The 15,761-nt window shown below is 61.3% G+C and carries 13 protein-coding genes; 2 read left to right on the forward strand and 11 right to left on the reverse strand.

All coding sequences use genetic code 11. The annotated features are described in order from the left end of the window. Positions 1 to 55: 55 nt before the first annotated feature. The 4 genes from kdgD to DXT59_RS29095 form a co-directional block, all read right to left on the reverse strand. Positions 56 to 973 carry a 5-dehydro-4-deoxyglucarate dehydratase gene (gene kdgD, locus DXT59_RS29080; protein WP_116142261.1) on the reverse strand — a complete coding sequence of 306 codons (918 nt, stop codon included), beginning with the start codon at positions 971 to 973 and terminating at the stop codon, positions 56 to 58. Positions 974 to 1,047: 74 nt separating this feature from the next. Continuing rightward, positions 1,048 to 2,388, reverse strand: a complete 1,341-nt coding sequence (gene gudD / locus DXT59_RS29085) for a glucarate dehydratase (protein WP_116141785.1) — start codon at positions 2,386 to 2,388, stop codon at positions 1,048 to 1,050. Further along, positions 2,385 to 3,749, reverse strand: a complete 1,365-nt coding sequence (locus DXT59_RS29090) for an MFS transporter (protein ID WP_116141787.1) — start codon at positions 3,747 to 3,749, stop codon at positions 2,385 to 2,387. Before DXT59_RS29090 ends, gudD begins: the two co-directional genes overlap by 4 nt. A 161-nt stretch (positions 3,750 to 3,910) precedes the next feature. After that, complete coding sequence (locus tag DXT59_RS29095; protein ID WP_116141789.1) at positions 3,911 to 4,804, reverse strand: LysR substrate-binding domain-containing protein; 894 nt, start codon at positions 4,802 to 4,804, stop codon at positions 3,911 to 3,913. Positions 4,805 to 4,908: 104 nt separating this feature from the next. Here DXT59_RS29095 and DXT59_RS29100 point away from each other — a divergent pair, with 104 nt between their 5' ends. Next, positions 4,909 to 6,201: an NRAMP family divalent metal transporter gene (locus tag DXT59_RS29100; protein ID WP_240324729.1), complete on the forward strand. Its 1,293-nt coding sequence runs from the start codon at positions 4,909 to 4,911 to the stop codon at positions 6,199 to 6,201. A gap of 24 nt (positions 6,202 to 6,225) precedes the next feature. On the opposite strand, the gene DXT59_RS29105 is transcribed toward DXT59_RS29100, so the two are convergent. The 7 genes from DXT59_RS29105 to DXT59_RS29135 form a co-directional block, all read right to left on the reverse strand. Continuing rightward, positions 6,226 to 7,146: a hypothetical protein gene (locus tag DXT59_RS29105; protein WP_116141793.1), complete on the reverse strand. Its 921-nt coding sequence runs from the start codon at positions 7,144 to 7,146 to the stop codon at positions 6,226 to 6,228. Positions 7,147 to 7,305: 159 nt separating this feature from the next. Next, positions 7,306 to 9,693 (reverse strand): beta strand repeat-containing protein, encoded by a 2,388-nt coding sequence (locus tag DXT59_RS29110; protein ID WP_240324730.1) that lies wholly within the window; start codon positions 9,691 to 9,693, stop codon positions 7,306 to 7,308. Between the two features lie 287 nt (positions 9,694 to 9,980). After that, the gene (locus DXT59_RS29115) at positions 9,981 to 11,585 is read right to left on the reverse strand and encodes a ribonucleotide reductase N-terminal alpha domain-containing protein (protein WP_116141797.1); all 1,605 of its coding nucleotides are present in this window, start codon (positions 11,583 to 11,585) and stop codon (positions 9,981 to 9,983) included. 194 nt (positions 11,586 to 11,779) lie between these two features. Further along, complete coding sequence (locus DXT59_RS29120; RefSeq protein ID WP_116141799.1) at positions 11,780 to 12,265, reverse strand: OsmC family protein; 486 nt, start codon at positions 12,263 to 12,265, stop codon at positions 11,780 to 11,782. A 155-nt stretch (positions 12,266 to 12,420) separates the two neighbouring features. Then, positions 12,421 to 12,837 (reverse strand): type II toxin-antitoxin system VapC family toxin, encoded by a 417-nt coding sequence (locus DXT59_RS29125; RefSeq protein WP_116141801.1) that lies wholly within the window; start codon positions 12,835 to 12,837, stop codon positions 12,421 to 12,423. Beyond that, on the reverse strand, positions 12,824 to 13,057 hold the full coding sequence (locus tag DXT59_RS29130) for a FitA-like ribbon-helix-helix domain-containing protein (RefSeq protein WP_116141803.1): 234 nt from the start codon (positions 13,055 to 13,057) through the stop codon (positions 12,824 to 12,826). The genes DXT59_RS29125 and DXT59_RS29130 overlap by 14 nt, the downstream gene beginning before the upstream one ends. Positions 13,058 to 13,190: 133 nt before the next feature. Then, complete coding sequence (locus tag DXT59_RS29135; protein ID WP_116141805.1) at positions 13,191 to 13,919, reverse strand: SDR family oxidoreductase; 729 nt, start codon at positions 13,917 to 13,919, stop codon at positions 13,191 to 13,193. A 261-nt stretch (positions 13,920 to 14,180) separates the two neighbouring features. Here DXT59_RS29135 and glpD point away from each other — a divergent pair, with 261 nt between their 5' ends. Next, entirely contained in the window at positions 14,181 to 15,716 is a 1,536-nt protein-coding gene (glpD, locus tag DXT59_RS29140; RefSeq protein WP_116141807.1) for a glycerol-3-phosphate dehydrogenase, read from the forward strand. Positions 15,717 to 15,761: the final 45 nt, after the last annotated feature.

The raw sequence follows: 15,761 nt of genomic DNA on the forward strand, positions 1-15,761 counted from the left end.
CCGGCAGCCGGCATGACTATGCCTGAACTGCTCCGCGAGCAAATTGCGTTCTAGCTCACTGGGGCCCGAGCCGCTTGATGAGCGCGTCCAGTTGCGCCGCTTCGTCACTCGTGAGGTCGGTCAAGGGCGCGCGCACCGGACCCGCGTCGCGCCCCACGAGCCTCGCCCCCGCCTTCACGATACTGACTGCATAGCCCGCGCGGCGATTGCGGATCTTCAGATAGGGCAGAAAAAATTCGTCGAGCAAGCGGTCCGTGGTCGCTTCGTCGCCCGAAGCAATCGCACGATAAAACGTCATCGCCGTCTTCGGAATGAAATTGAAAACCGCCGACGAATACACCGGGACGCCGAGCGCCTTATAAGCCGCGGCATAGACTTCCGCGGTCGGTAGCCCGCCCAGATAGGCGAAGCGATCCCCCAGCCGGCGGCGGATCGTCACCATCGCCTCGATCTCGCCCACGCCGTCCTTGAACCCGATCAGGTTGTCGCACCGATCGGCCAACGACTCCAGCGTCTCGGCGCCGAGTTTCGAATTCGCGCGGTTATAGACGATCACGCCCATATCCGGGACGGCCTTGCAAACCTGCTCGACATGCGCGGCGATGCCCTCTTGGGAGGCCTCGGTCAGGTAATGCGGCATCAGCAAGATGCCCTGCGCGCCGTTCCGCCGCGCCTCTTGCGCGTAGTCGATCGCCGCCCGAGTGGGGCCGCCCGCGCCCGCCAGAATCGGCACCTTGCCCCGGCATGCTTCCGTGGCCGTGCGAATGACTTGCGAGTACTCGCGGGTCGTCAGGGAAAAAAATTCCCCGGTACCGCCCGCGGCGAACAGTGCGGTGGCGCCGTATGGCGCGAGCCATTCGAGACGTTCCGCATAGGTGTCGGGGCGGAACTCTCCGTCCACGTCGAAATCGGTCACGGGGAAAGATAAGAGGCCTTCCGAGATGATTGCCTTGAGTTCTTGCGGCGTGGTCATGGTCGTCATGATTTTCAACGTAATACTCGTTTGAGTTTGATAAAGCGGGGCGCGCGGCTTGTCATGAGCATCCGTCACCGGACAAGACAGGGGCGCTTATTGTCGAACGTCCAATTAGGAATCAGGTATTGCATGGCAACGGCATCGTCGCGCGCCCCGAGGCCATGTTTTTTATAAAGGGCATGGGCCTTCTCGAGCTCGTCCATATCGATCTCGATCCCGAGGCCCGGCTTGGCGGGAACCGAGATCTTGCCGCCGTCGATCCTCAGCGGTTCGCGCGTCAGCCGCTGTCCGTCTTGCCAAATCCAGTGCGTGTCGATCGCCGTCACCTTGCCGGGCGCGGCGGCCCCCACATGCGTAAACATCGCCAGCGAAATATCGAAATGGTTATTCGAGTGCGATCCCCAGGTCAGCCCGAACATTTGGCACAGGTGCGCCACGCGCACCGCGCCTTGCATGGTCCAAAAGTGCGGGTCGGCGAGCGGAATATCCACCGATTGCAATTGAATCGAATGCGCCATCTGGCGCCAGTCGGTCGCAATCATGTTCGTCGCGGTCGGCAACCCCGTCGCGCGGCGAAACTCGGCCATCACTTCTCGGCCCGAGTAACCGTTTTCCGCGCCGCAAGGGTCTTCCGCGTAGGCCAGCACGCCATGCTTATCGCGGCATAGCCGGATCGCTTCGGCGAGCGTCCAGGCACCGTTGGGGTCCAGTGTGATGCGCGCGTCGGGAAAACGCTCGTGCAAGGCGATGACCGCCTCCATCTCCACGTCGCCGCTCAAAACACCGCCCTTGAGCTTGAAATCGTCGAAGCCGTAGCGGGCCTGCGCGGCCTCGGCAAGCCGGACCACGGCCTCGGGCGTCAGCGCCGCTTCGTCGCGCAGGCTCAGCCAAGCATCGCCGCCCTCGGACGGTGCGCGGTAGGCAAGCGGCGTTTTGCGCCGATCGCCGACGTAAAACAGATAGCCCAGCATCTGGACCGAGTCGCGCTGCTGGCCCGTACCCAAAAGTGCAGCCACCGGTACGTCGAGGAATTGCCCGAGCAAATCGAGCAATGCCGATTCGACCGCCGTCACGGCGTGAATCGTTGTCCGCAAATCGAACGTCTGCAAGCCGCGACCGCCCGCGTCTCGCTCGGCAAACGCCGCGTGCATGGCATTGAGCACCTCGTTGTATCTGCCGATCGGCTTGCCCTGCACGAGCGCGCGCGCATCCTCGAGGGTCTTGCGGATAGCCTCGCCACCGGGCACTTCTCCCAGGCCGATGCGTCCCGCGTTGTCGCGCAGAATCACCACATTTCGCGTGAACCAGGGACCATGAGCGCCGCTGAGATTGAGCAGCATGCTGTCCTGCCCCGCGACCGGAACCACCTGCATGTCAGTGACGACCGGCGTACCGGAAGAAAGCGAATTCATGTTTGACGCTCCGCTGAAAATGAAAGACGCACGCGCTTGATCTCGCCGACGATGAACACGTAGCTCACGATCGCCATCGCGGCATTTGCGCTGACGAAGACGAGGGCTCCGGCAAACGAACCGGTGGCCTGGACGATGTAACCGATGGCGATCGGCGTCGTAATGCCGGCCATGTTTCCGAACGTGTTGAACAGCCCGCCCGAGAGTCCGGCCGCTTCGCGCGGCGAGGTGTCGGACACCACGGCCCAGCCGAGCGCACCGACGCCTTTCCCGAAGAAAGCGAGCGACATGACGATAACGACCAGTACGTTCGCCTCGATATAGCTGCAAGCGACCATGCTCATCGACATCAACATACCGGCGACGATCGGCGTTTTACGCGCGACCGACAGCGGCAAGCCCGATTTCGACATCCAATCCGAAAGCCAACCGCCGACGATTCCGCCGAGAAAGCCGCATATCGCCGGCAGCGATGCAACGAAACCGGCGTTGAGGATGGTCATGCCGCGCTGTTGCACCAGATAGACGGGAAACCACGTCAAGAAGAAATAGGTCAGCGTCGTAATGCAGTATTGACCGATATAGATGCCGAGCAACATGCGATTTGCCAACAACTCCTTGACGCACGCCCACGTGTCGACCTGCTTGCGATCGGCCTCCCCGCGGCAAGCATCCAGCGAGACGAGCGCGCCGCCCTGCTCGATGTAGCGCAATTCGCTTTCGCTGAGCGCGGGATGCTCTTTCGGGCCATGGATCACACGCAACCATACGAAAGCGCAGGCCACGCCCACCGCGCCCATGAACACGAACGCGCTCTGCCAACCGTACCGATGGACAAGCCATCCCATGATCGGGGCGAACAACACCGTTGCGAAGTATTGGGCCGAATTGAAAATCGCCGCGGCCAAGCCTCGTTCATGCGACGGAAACCAGGCCGCGGCGATGCGGCTATTGCCGGGAAACGAGGGAGCCTCGGCCGCGCCCACGGCGAGCCGCAGCATAATCAGCGCGGCGACGGCCGCGCCGCCCGTCAAGAACCCAACAGTGCCTTGCAACAACGTGAAGACAGACCAAAGCAAGATGCTGAAAAAATAGGTGATGCGCGAGCCGAACCGGTCCAATAGCCAGCCGCCCGGCACTTGGCCGATCACATACGACCACGCGAACGCGGAGAAGATGTAGCCCATTTCGACCGGGGATAACGACATCGCACGCCGAATCGCGGGACCGGCAATCGAGATCGTCGCCCTGTCCGCGTAATTGACCGACGTCACGATAAAAAGCATCGTCAAGATGCCCCAGCGCGTCCGGGACGCGAGCTTCGCGCCAACGGACACACCGGGTACGTGTATCTCGTCCATCTTTCGTCTCCTCCATCGCGTCTTCGCTGCTTCGCAACGAATGGCCGCGATCTCGTTATGCGCTCGATTGTGCGAGGAGACCGATTCAGAATCAAATCAACAACTGACTTGAACGATTCAATTCTTGTATCGATGAGTAGGAGGCCGACCCACGCGCGCACTCATGCATCGGCGAGCAAAGGAAGAATGCGCGTCTTCACGATCGAGAGGATCGGGTTGTCGTTATCGCGCCTGAAAACGCCGATCGTCTCGACGGGTCTGGCCGGGTCGGTTTCGATCCTGCGCAGCACGACCCCTTCGAAACGCAGGCGCGTGGCCGCTTCCGGAATCAATGCCGCCCCGATCCCGGCATGCACGAGCGCGAGCATCGTGTGGATCTGGGCGACGTGTTCGACGATGACCGGTACGGCGCGCGCCCGATCGAAGATTGCCCTAGTGAGCCGGTAAAAATAGTCGGCTTCGTAGGGCGAATACATCAACATGGGCCGCCCGTGCAGGTCCGCGGCAACGGGATGCTTGGGCCAATCGCGGGCCTGCACCTCGGGGATGGCGAGCACGAGGCCTTCCTTGCTCAGCACGGCGGTCTCTACTTCGTCGCTGTCCACGTGCGGGCGCAGCAAGCCTAGATCGAGTTGTCCGGACGCCAGTGCATCGAGTTGGTCGCGACTCACGAGCTCTTTGAGCGTCAACGCGACGCCGGGCGAATGCTCATGCACGAGCCGAACAAGTTTCGGCAAGAGCCCGTAGCCGGACGCCGCGGTGAATCCGATCGATAAGAACCCGGCTTCGCCTTTCGCAACACGGCGCGCCGTGTAGGCCGCCTCCTCCGCCAGCCGAAGAATGCGGGCCGCTTCTTGAAAGAACGAACGACCGGCGGCGGTCAGCCGGACAGTACGGCTCGTGCGATCCAGCAACGGCGCGCCGATCTGATGTTCCAAAAGACGGATCTGCCGGCTGAGCGGCGGTTGCGTCATGTTCAAGCGCTCCGCCGCGCGGCTAAAGTGCAGTTCCTCCGCGACGGCGACGAAACATCGAAGTTGGCTGATCTCGAACATGGCAGTGCGGGCAATGAATGGGAATCGGAACGCAGGTTTGCACCATAGCGCATTTAGGGGCAGGCTCGATACTTGCGGTCACCTGTATGTTCGAGGAGGCAACCGTGGCAGACGAGCACATCAAAGAACCCGAAAGCACCGTCATCGACCCCGTCGAGCGCTCGTGGATCCGGCGGCTGGGCCCAGGCCTCATTACGGGCGCGGCGGACGACGATCCGTCCGGCATCGGTACTTATTCGCAGGCGGGCGCCCAATTCGGCTACCATCTGCTCTGGACGTTGCTGTTGACCTATCCGCTGATGGCGGCGATCCAACTCGTGAGCGCAACGATCGGCCGCGTCACGGGCAAGGGTCTCGCCTCCAACATACGGGAGCACTATCCGCGATGGCTGCTCTACAGCGCGGTGCTCTTGTTGATCGTCGCGAACGTCATCAATATCGCGGCCGATCTCTCGGCCATGGGGGCCTCGGCGCAGTTGCTCGTGGGCACGCCGCAGCAATTGAACGTCGTCGTCTTGGGCGGCCTGTCGGCAGCCCTGCAAATCTTCGTACCTTACGAGCGCTATGCCAGGCTGTTGAAGTGGATTGCGCTGACGTTGCTCGCCTATGTCGCCGTTGCGCTCATCTTGCCGATTCGATGGGGCGATGTGGCGCATGCGCTAGTACAGCCTCGTTTTTCGTTGACGTCCGATTACCTGACGACAATCGTCGCCGTCTTGGGCACCACGATTAGCCCATATTTATTCTTCTGGCAGGCCTCGCAGGAAGTCGAGGAAATGAAATCGGAGCCGGGGCAAAAGCCGCTGCGCCGCGTACCGCATCAAGCACCCGCACAGCTACGGCGAATCAGCTTCGATACGTGGATCGGCATGGGAGTGTCGAATATCATCGCATTTTTCATCGTGCTCACGGCGGCCGCAACGCTCAATCTGCACCACATCGACGTAAAAACATCCGCGGACGCCGCTCGCGCGCTAGAGCCGATCGCCGGCCGATTCGCCTATGTTCTGTTCGCCTTGGGCATCATCGGCACCGGTCTGCTCGCGTTGCCGGTCCTAGCGGGATCGGCGGCCTACGCAGCCGCGGGCAGCTTTCGTTGGCGCAGTAGCTTGTCCTTACATCTCGCGCTCGCGCGTGAATTCTATGCCGTCATCGCGTTCGCGATCGTCGGTGGCGTGGCGATCACCTTCATGCACTTCGACCCGATTCGCGCGCTCTATTGGAGCGCGGTCATCAACGGCGTGACGGCGGTCCCGATCATGGCCGTCATTATGTTGATGGCCCGGAGCCGGCGGATCATGGGCGAGTTCGCCGTCAAAGGCCCGTTGGCGTGGGGCGGATGGATCGCGACGATAGCGATGGCGATCGCAGCGGTCGGCGTATTCGTGCCCGGATAACGAAACACCTATCCGGCGCTCGTGCTAACGCGGCGCCGCGCGCTCTTTGAAGACGGATTGCAACGCTTGTTGAAATTTGCGTGCAATCTTGGCGAAGCCGTCATGCGTGGGATGCAGTTCGTTCTGCCAATCGGCATCGGGATTCAAGGTCCCTTGGGTTTCGACGATGACGATATTGTTCGCCCCCGGCATCGAAACGACGTCAAAGAGCAGCCCGGAGAAGCGATGAAGAATCGCCGTGACGATTTGGCGCCCCTCGACGAAAAAACCGGGATCGACCTCCAACGTGGTCCATCCTCTATCGACGAAGGACGGGTGAAGCCAGGGGCCGACCAACCCATCGCAAACCGACCTATTCGTGGGCGTCGCGAAGTCGTACTGATGAAAGAAAAGATAGGCATTCGGCGCGTATTGATTCCGCACGTCGATCAAATCCAGATAGGCGCGCCTCACGATGCTCAGGATGTCCGTCAGCGCCGCTTCGTTCACCGCAAGATCGGCGACTCGAGCGACGGACGCCGCATCGTTGAGCCAGAAGCGAAACGCATCTCCAACCAGGTCGTTGCCGCCGCCGGAAAACAAGATCGCATCGAACGGCCCGTGATCCTTGTCCTGCAGCGTACTCACCAATCGATCGCGCTTGGATGTGCCGAGCAGTGTCGTCGTGGCGTCGCCATAGTGCGCGAGCTTGAGCGGCGCCGGGTCGAGGTCGATCAGGTGTTCGAGCGAGACGATGACGTCCGTGGGAAGATGGCCCTGCGACGGGACCGGATAGTCGAACCACGAATCGCCAACGGCCAATAGGTTCAAGGGCTTGACGCGCGCGTCGGCGAAGTTTCTGCGGACGTCGCTGAGTCGACGTTTGTGCTCGGCTTTACGCTCCGCGATATCCGATGCGATCTGTTGCTGTAACTGACGATAGGCGTCGAGTGTACTGGCGGTCATTGGCCGCTCCGTAAAATGCCCATGAGCGAAACGATAACCTATGCGATGCGTTGGGAACACGACCGGCGCGGCCATCGTCTCTGCGTTAGCGGCCAGCGCGCCAACGCCCTTCGCCTAAATGACGACGAAGGGCTGACGATTGTCATTGTTATTGCGAGGTCATTGTGAGCCTGAGGCGTTCAATTGCCATGCAAGCACGGGGTGCGTTCCGCCGGCGGGCATGACCCAATCGCCGCCGGGGCCGAAGTGCCAGCCCGCGAAGCTCGATGGGTCGCTCATCTGAGCGGTTGTGAGTCCGTTCGCCGCCGGAGTTGGGGTGCCGAAGGCGACGCCGCTCGTGGCGCCCGTCGTGTCGCGGTTCCAGTAAACGTCGTTCGCAATCGTTCCGGAGTTCTGAACCGCGATGCCCGCCGCTTGACCGCCGGCGCCTGGAATCGCCGCCGTAATCGCGCCGTTTGCGAACGACTGGCTAATCGTCCCCACGTTGTTGTACACGAGCGCGGCGCCCGACGTACATGCGAATGCCCCACACCCCTCCAATATCGACGCGGTCGCATAGGATTGCGTGATCGTTCCGGAGTTCGTGCCGACGAGGCCACCCGGGCTGCCGAAGGAGACCCCGCCGAGTACGCCGTAGACCCCGCCCGTCACCTGGCCGGAGGCAAACGATTGGGCGACGACGCCGTCGTTTTCACCCACTAGACCGCCTAAATATCCGCCGGTCGTGACCGATGCGCTGCTCGATGAGCGCTCTATCGTGCCGCGGTTGGTTCCGACAAGTCCGCCGCCCGTCGTGATGTCTCCATCCGCCGAACCTGCGGCGTCGACGACACCGGACGTGTTGACGCGCAAAATCGTCCCATCGTTTTCGCCGGCCAGAATCCCCTCGCTACCCGAGGTAGGCGTATCGTCGGAGGCCCAGTTGATCGTTGCGTGACCGTTGACGTTGAGATCGCGCACCACCGCCGTTTTGCCGATGCTCGCGAACATACCCACCGACTGCGTCGGTAGTCCGTCTACCGTGAGCGAACTGATCGTATAGCCCTGCCCGTCGAACTGGCCGGTGAACGAGGTATTGCCGCTGCCGATCGGGACGTATGAGCCACCGCTGGTCGCGCTCGCGTCGATATCCCTACCGAGCGCGTAGTTGCCGGCGAGATCCGCGTTTACGTTCTCCAGATCCGCCAACGAGTTGACGAGCCGATAGCCTGTGATTTGGGTCACGAGGCCGCTGTACGCGGCCGGCGTCCACGTAGCATTGGCAAGCAGGCGTCCCGGCTCGTAGCTGCCGTTCATGTCGTAGAACAGATTGACGATGCCACGACTCGCCGACCAATCGACCGTCCCCTTGTTCGTAATGCTGCCGCCGTTATCGATGGCGCCCGCGTCGGCTCGCAATGTCAGGTTCCCGTTGCCGCAGTTCTTCAAGTCTGCGGCCGCTTCGATCGTGAGCGAGTGGTAGGCGCCGAGCGTCAGCGACGCGGCGCCGATCCAATGAATGCCAGACGCCACGTCGATATTGCCGCTCGCGCCGCCCGCGCCTGTCGTTTGTAAGTTAATGGACGTCCCGCGGTCGAGGTTGCTTTGGAACACTCGGGAGGCGAGGCCGTCGATAGTGAACGCGGGGGTCGTAATGTTCCACTGGTTCGCCTTAACGATTGCGCCTCCCGCGATCCGCAACGTCTTTGCGTCGGTGTCGACGGTGCCGCCGCTGCCATTCGCGTTACTTGCTTCTATCGTACCGCCGAGCCACGCTCCGCCCGTATCGGCGACGAGCCACACGTGACCGTCACGCGACGCGGTACCCGTTGCGCGCAGGATGGAATGCTTGCCGGCTAGCGCGAAGATATTGCCATCGGCTGCTTGCAGACTGATCTGCGCCGCTTCGATAGCGCCACGATTGAAAATCTTTCCCCCACTGCCGCTCTGCACGAAGACTTGCTGGCCGACGGCGGAATCTTTTAGCAGCACACGTTGCCCGGCGGCAATCTCCGCCGTTCCTTTCGGTGCGCTGATGCTGCCGGCATTGGCGGCTTCGTTATTGGCAATGATTAATACGTCGCCGCCGGTGGAGGCAAGCTTGCCGAGATTGACGACGAAGCCGTTCGAGGCGCCAGGCTTGCTCGCGAACGTGAGCGGCGTACCATTCATGAATGCCGTGTTATCCACATCGAGCGTGGAGGCGACGAAACGCCCGCCGGTGGAGACTACGCCGCGGTTGCCGAAAACGATGCCCTGCGGGTTGATTAGATACACGCTACCGGTTGCGGACAGCTCGCCGAGTATCCAGGAGTGGTCCGCGCCGGTGACACGGTTCAGTGTTGCGCCCGTACCGTTATTGATCACGACATGGTTGCCGTTGCCGATCGAGAAACTATTCCAATCGATCACGCCGCGACTGGACGTTTGATTGATCGTCAACGACGTGGAATTGCCCGTCATCGAGCCCGTGCCGGCCACGAAACGACCACCGGCAGGCAGCACGCTCCCGGCGTTGGCCGACGAGGGCGCACCGCACAGCGCGGAGACAGCGCTCAAGACGAACACGAGCGTCGGCCTTAATACAACCGAAGGGCGATTAGCTTTTATGCTTTTCATTGCAAACCTCGCGAGGATGGTTGATATTCGCTAATGAAATATTGCTCTGAATATTTCAATAACCGAAGGGATGTGTCTTTTAATTTTTATAGGAAAAACATAGTATTGTTCATCTGCGGAAAATGCTAATTTTTCTTTCTAAAAGCATGCCGTATCGGACAAAGATCCCCACCTATTCGCCGGCAAGGTCTTGCGCGGCGCCGCATATTCAAAATGATTAGCTTGGTTGCTTCGGGCTAAGCCAAAATGGGCGGGCGCCGGCAATGCTCCCGATAGAACGAAAGCCCTTTTACCTTCAGGGCGTGCCCCAAGCGAATCGCAGCGCGCACATCGCTTGCCGACGCGCGCTCGGGCAGATTGACCGTCTTCGAAATCCCGCCGTCGACGTAGTGCTGAGCTTGACCGACCACTCGTACGTGCGCCGACGCTGGAATATGGGTGGCATAGCCGTCTAGCAGCGCGCGGTCGCATCCGTTCGGTGCAAGCTCGGCCCAGCGCGGTTGCAGACGATACACGCGCGCCGCGCCGGCGATTCGTATCGTCCGCTTTTGCTCTCGCGCGTAGGTCGGTTCGATGCCGGCGCTCACGTTACCGGCCAATAGCGCGAGCGATCCCGCCGGCGCGATTGCGGTCAGCGCCCCGTTACGGATTCCGTGGACGAAAAACGAGGCGCGGACACCGGAATCGTCGACGCCTGGCCCGCCGGGGCCGCTCTTGAATTGGCGCGCGTCGAAGCGCGGGAACGCCCCCCTTTCCGCGGCCAGCTCGATCGATGCCGCGTACGCGGCTGCACGCACTCGCTCCAACAGCGCCGCCACGGTGCTCAAGCTGTCCTCGGACCCGTACTCGATGCCGAGCATTCGAAACGCATCGTCCAAACCCATGACCCCAAGCCCGACTCGTCTCGTACTTCTCGCCACGGATGCTTGCCGCTGAGTGGGGTAGCGCTCTAACTCGATGATGTTGTCGAGCATGCGGACGGCGGTGCATACCACCGATCCGAGCCGCTCTAAATCCATTCGCGCTTCAAGCGTGAATGGATTTTTCACGAACTTGGCTAGGTTGACAGAGCCGAGCGGACTCGAGCCGAAAGCCGGCAACGGTTGCTCGCAGCATGAGTTCGTACCGACGATCTCTTCGATGCCCCGCAAATTGTCGGAAGCGACGATATTGTCGATAAAAAGGACACCGGGTTCGCCGGTGTCCACGATGGATTCACAGATCGACGAGATGAGTTCGTCGTCCCGCTCAAGCGTTTCCTGGGAGATCAAGACAGATAAATTGAACTGATTCAGATCGCCGATCTGTCTTTTCGCATTGACGAATTCCTTGACCTCGGGATGATCGGCCGGCACGAGGCCGATCATGGCGGCGCGGCCCTCGGACGATGCCATGGCCGTAGCCGCGATCGACTGCCAAAAGTCGAGATCGCGGCGAAGCCGCCGTTGTTCCCCTTCCGCTTGAAAGTTCAAGCCGATGCCGCCGCCGGACACCATCGTTCTGAGCGCTGTCTTCGCGGTGCCTAGCCAATTGCTTGCGGTCAGCGCGGGCATCGCGAATGTGCTGACCATCGTCACGGCATCGTCACGCCCCGCGTTTCGAAGAACGCGTCCGGCAGGCAAGAATTCGAAGCTCGTCATGCAACGCAGAAACGCGCGGGCCCAAGCAGACCTAGCGTGCGGTGCCTCGTTCATCGAGAGCGCGTTTGCCACTCTCGCGAACGTCTCTTCGATGCTACCCTCCACGTTTCCGCGCGCGTCGCGCATTCGGTATTTCGACGACCAAATCAGTGCGCCTATCTCCTGCGAAGACAAAACGATGCCCTCATGCTCGGATTGCATGACAGATTGCGTTTCTCGGGGGATGAATGAGATTAAAAGCTAGGCGAGAAGCGAGGGGTGTCAAGCTGCGTTGACGGCCTCGCTTTCAGATACTGAGAGGGGCGGCTAAGCGCCTTTTCGGCGTGCGCGGGAGGCATCGGGGGGACGCATTCCGCGGCCCTTTCTTCGCATTGCGCGGATACCCGCGGATACCTTTACGCGTCGTTGCCGTCCTCATAGTCGACGACCGGTTCGCATCGAATGGGAAAATTGACTGAATTGGCCACGTAGCAATGGCTGTGCGCTTTATGGTGCAGCTCCATCGCCAACGCGCGGTCGTCGCCGCGCCGGATCACCACGCGGGGGTGCAATATGATTTCGGTGAAGCGCCCCTGTGCCGGGCTGTCCATCATCGTGCCTTCGGCGTGATCGAGGTAATCGACCACGCGGACACCGGCATCCGCGCACAGATGCAGGTACCACAACTTATGGCACGCCGATGCCGATGCCACGAGCAGGTCTTCGGGATTCCAGCGCGCGGGGTCGCCACGGAATGCGGCGTCGGATGAACCGGCAATGTCGGGTTTCTCGCCCGAGCGGATGACGTGATCGCGTGAGTACTCACGATATCCCGATGTGCCACTGCCCTTGTTACCCGTCCATTGCACCGAAACGCGATAGGTATGTTCGCCGTATGTCATTGCATTGCCCCGTATCGAAACGTTGAACGTGCGACGCAGAAGCGATACTTGAGGGACCGCCCCGTCGCGCTGACTGACCTGATGACGCATTGTGACACGATATGGTATTTTGGTATACCAACCTCTCTAGCCGAGACCCGGCTTGGCTCGTTCGATTAATCGAACGGATTCAGCAGGCGAGCACCGGTTCCGACGAAGTCGCCAACGTTCCGGGTAACGAGCGTTAGGTCGTGAATGAGCGCAGTCGCCGCGATCAGCTTGTCCAGCGCATGCTCCGGGTGTGGAACTCTGAGGCGTCCCCATACCTGACCGATCTCTTCGTCTACGGGCAAGATGTATTGTGAAAATTCGTGCAGGACCGCATTCAACCACCTTTCGAGGCGCGTCGCCTGCGGATCGTCTCCTCTATGTCGGATCAACTCGACACCCCGCCGCAACTCGCCGACCGTCACAACCGACAAATACAGATCAATATCGTCACGCGCCGCTTCCTGGAAGAACCCCAAGACGCCTGGGTTCGCACGCCCCTGCTTGCGAATTTCGCTAATGACATTGGTATCAACCAAATACATGTCCCGCCTCGCCGTCATCGACTCGCGTGAAATCGATGTCATCCCCGACATTCGGCATTGCCATCAGTACTTGCGCAAAGCTTTTGCGCTGGGGCCGGCGCAGCGCCCGCGCAAGAATTTCCCGATGCTCCGCCTCAGCGCTTCGACCGTGGGCAGCCGCACGCTCCTTTAAGCTTTGAACCAGTGCGTCGTCCAGATTCCTGACAACAAGGTTTGCCATGCCTACCTCCTAGCAGAGTGCTATCAATGCTAGCATCATAGGCGGAAAACGCAATCATTGCAATCATTTCCTAGCCACACCGGTGACCACATGCGCGTGGCCGTCCAACTGTCAAACAGCCTCCTACCGACCATCAAAGATCGAAATTGGTCGGCATCAGGACCACGTCGCGAATCGTCACACCGCGTTGGCGCGTGAGCATGAACAAGATCGTCGCCGCCACTTCGCTTGCTTCGATGAGACTACCCGACGCCTTGGCTTCCTTAAGCTTTTCCTCGGGCCAATCGGCCAGCAGCGCGCTGATGACCGGGCCGGGGGACACGGAGCCGACACGAATGCCATGTTTGAACACCTGCCGCCGCACCGTTTGCACGAAACAGTTGATCGCCCACTTGGACGAGGCATAAACGGGCTCCCACGGCGTGGGGAAATGCGCGGCCAACGAACTCGTCACCACGATATCGCCGGTTCGTCTTTCGATCATATGCGGCAGGACGTCATGCACGTTTTTCATGACGACGTTGACGTTCAAATTGAGCATTCGATCGATCGCGTCAGTATCGGCATCTACGAGATCGCCGCCGACATACGTACCCGCGTTGGCATGCAAGATATCGATCTGCCCAGCCAATTGCAGCGCGCGAGGCACGAGCGACGCGCAGGCTTTCGAATCGAGCAGGTCGATCACGAGCGGAATGGCCGCCTCGCCGCGCTTGCCGCACAGCGCAGTCAACGCGGCCTCGTCGCGATCCACCAGCACCACGCGCGCGCCGGCCGACAAGAGCGCATCCACGCTCGCCAACCCAATCCCCGACGCGGCGCCCGTAACAACCGCGACTTTGCCGTTCAGTTCACCTGCCATCGTCTCCGCCTCTTATGGAAATCGCCCGGGAGGGCGAACAGATCATTTGTTCACATATCGATCAAATGATCGTACGCACCGTAAGGGTTGTCAAGGCGGCGATCCCAGCGAAGCAATCCCGCTGGCTAGCGTCCCGTCTTGCCGATATCGGGGGCGCATCGTCAACTCGAAATGTTCGTTTTCGAAATTCCAATGTTCGAATTTTTTCGGTAATATTCCGAAAACGGTGTTTCGCGCGCGAATTCGATCAGGAGACGTTCAATGGGTGCAACAGAGGTAGTGGATCTGCTCGTCGTCGGGGGCGGCATCAACGGAGCCGGCATCGCGCGGGACGCCGCCGGTCGCGGGCTGTCGGTCCTGCTGTGCGAACAGGACGATCTGGCGGCCCATACTTCGTCGTCGAGCACCAAGCTCATTCACGGGGGCTTGCGCTACCTCGAATACCGCGAGTTCGGGCTCGTGCGTAAGGCGTTGCAGGAGCGCGAAACGTTGCTCGCAGCCGCGCCGCACATCATGCGGCCGCTACGTTTCGTCATGCCTCACATGCCGAACCTGCGCCCGGCTTGGCTGATTCGTACGGGCTTGTTCTTGTACGACCATCTCGCCCGGCGCAAGCGACTGCCCGGTTCGAGCGGGATCGACATGCGCCGCCATCCCGCCGGCGCGCCGCTCGTCGATTCGATCGAGCGCGGCTTCGTCTATTCCGACGGCTGGGTCGACGACGCCCGCCTCGTCGTGCTCAACGCCCTAGATGCGAGCGAGCGGGGCGCGAAGGTCCTCACGCGTACGAAGCTCGTCCATGCTGCGCGCCGAGACGGTCAATGGCAGGCGCAGTTGCGCCGGGCCGGCGGCACGACGGTTCAGGTTCGTGCGCGCGCGATCGCCAACGCGGCGGGTCCCTGGGTAGGCGAGTTGCTGACGGGCGCACTGGGCCGCCAGGCGCAGCACGGTATCCGGCTCGTGAAAGGCAGCCATATCGTGACGCGGCGCTTGTTCGACCACGATCACGCCTATATCTTTCAAAATCCCGACAAGCGCATCATCTTCGCGATTCCGTACGAACGCGACTTCACGCTGATCGGCACGACCGACGTCGAATACGGGAGCGATCCGGCGCAAGTCGCGATCGACGACGCGGAAACCAGCTATTTGTGCGAGTCGATCAACCGCTACTTCAAACGGCGGATCTCGCCGAGCGACGTGTGCTGGACCTACTCGGGCGTGCGCCCGCTGCTGCAAGAGGAAGGCACCGACAACCCGTCGGCGGCCACGCGCGACTACAAGCTCGAACTCGAAGCCGGGTCCGACCAGGCTCCGCTGCTATCGGTGTTCGGCGGCAAGATCACGACGTTCCGCAAGTTGGCCGAGGAGGCCGTCGATACCTTGACGCATGCGCTCGGACAACGCGCGCCGTCGTGGACGGCGGGCGCGCCGCTGCCCGGCGGAGACATGGAAGGCGCCGACTTCGAACGCTTCGCGAAACGATTCGCCGCCTGCCACCCATGGCTTCCGGCCGAATTGGCGCTGCGCTATGCGCACGCATATGGCACACGCGCCGACAAGATGCTGAGCGGCGCACGTTCGCTCGCCGACCTCGGCCGCCAGTTCGCGCCCGACCTTTACGAAGCCGAGCTGCGCTATCTGCGCGACGTCGAATGGGCGCGCAGCGCGCAAGACATCCTATGGCGCCGCACGAAACTGGGTCTTCACATCGCGCCGGCGCAGCTCGAAGCGGCGACACGCGAAATCGATGCGTGGCTGTCCCCTGAGCGCGTTGCCCCCGCGCTCGCGCTTTGAACTAGCAAACGCAGCAACACCGCAGGCCGCCCTGCGGAAAAGAGC

The organism is Trinickia diaoshuihuensis (genome assembly GCF_003390925.1).
Lineage (GTDB): Bacteria > Pseudomonadota > Gammaproteobacteria > Burkholderiales > Burkholderiaceae > Trinickia > Trinickia diaoshuihuensis.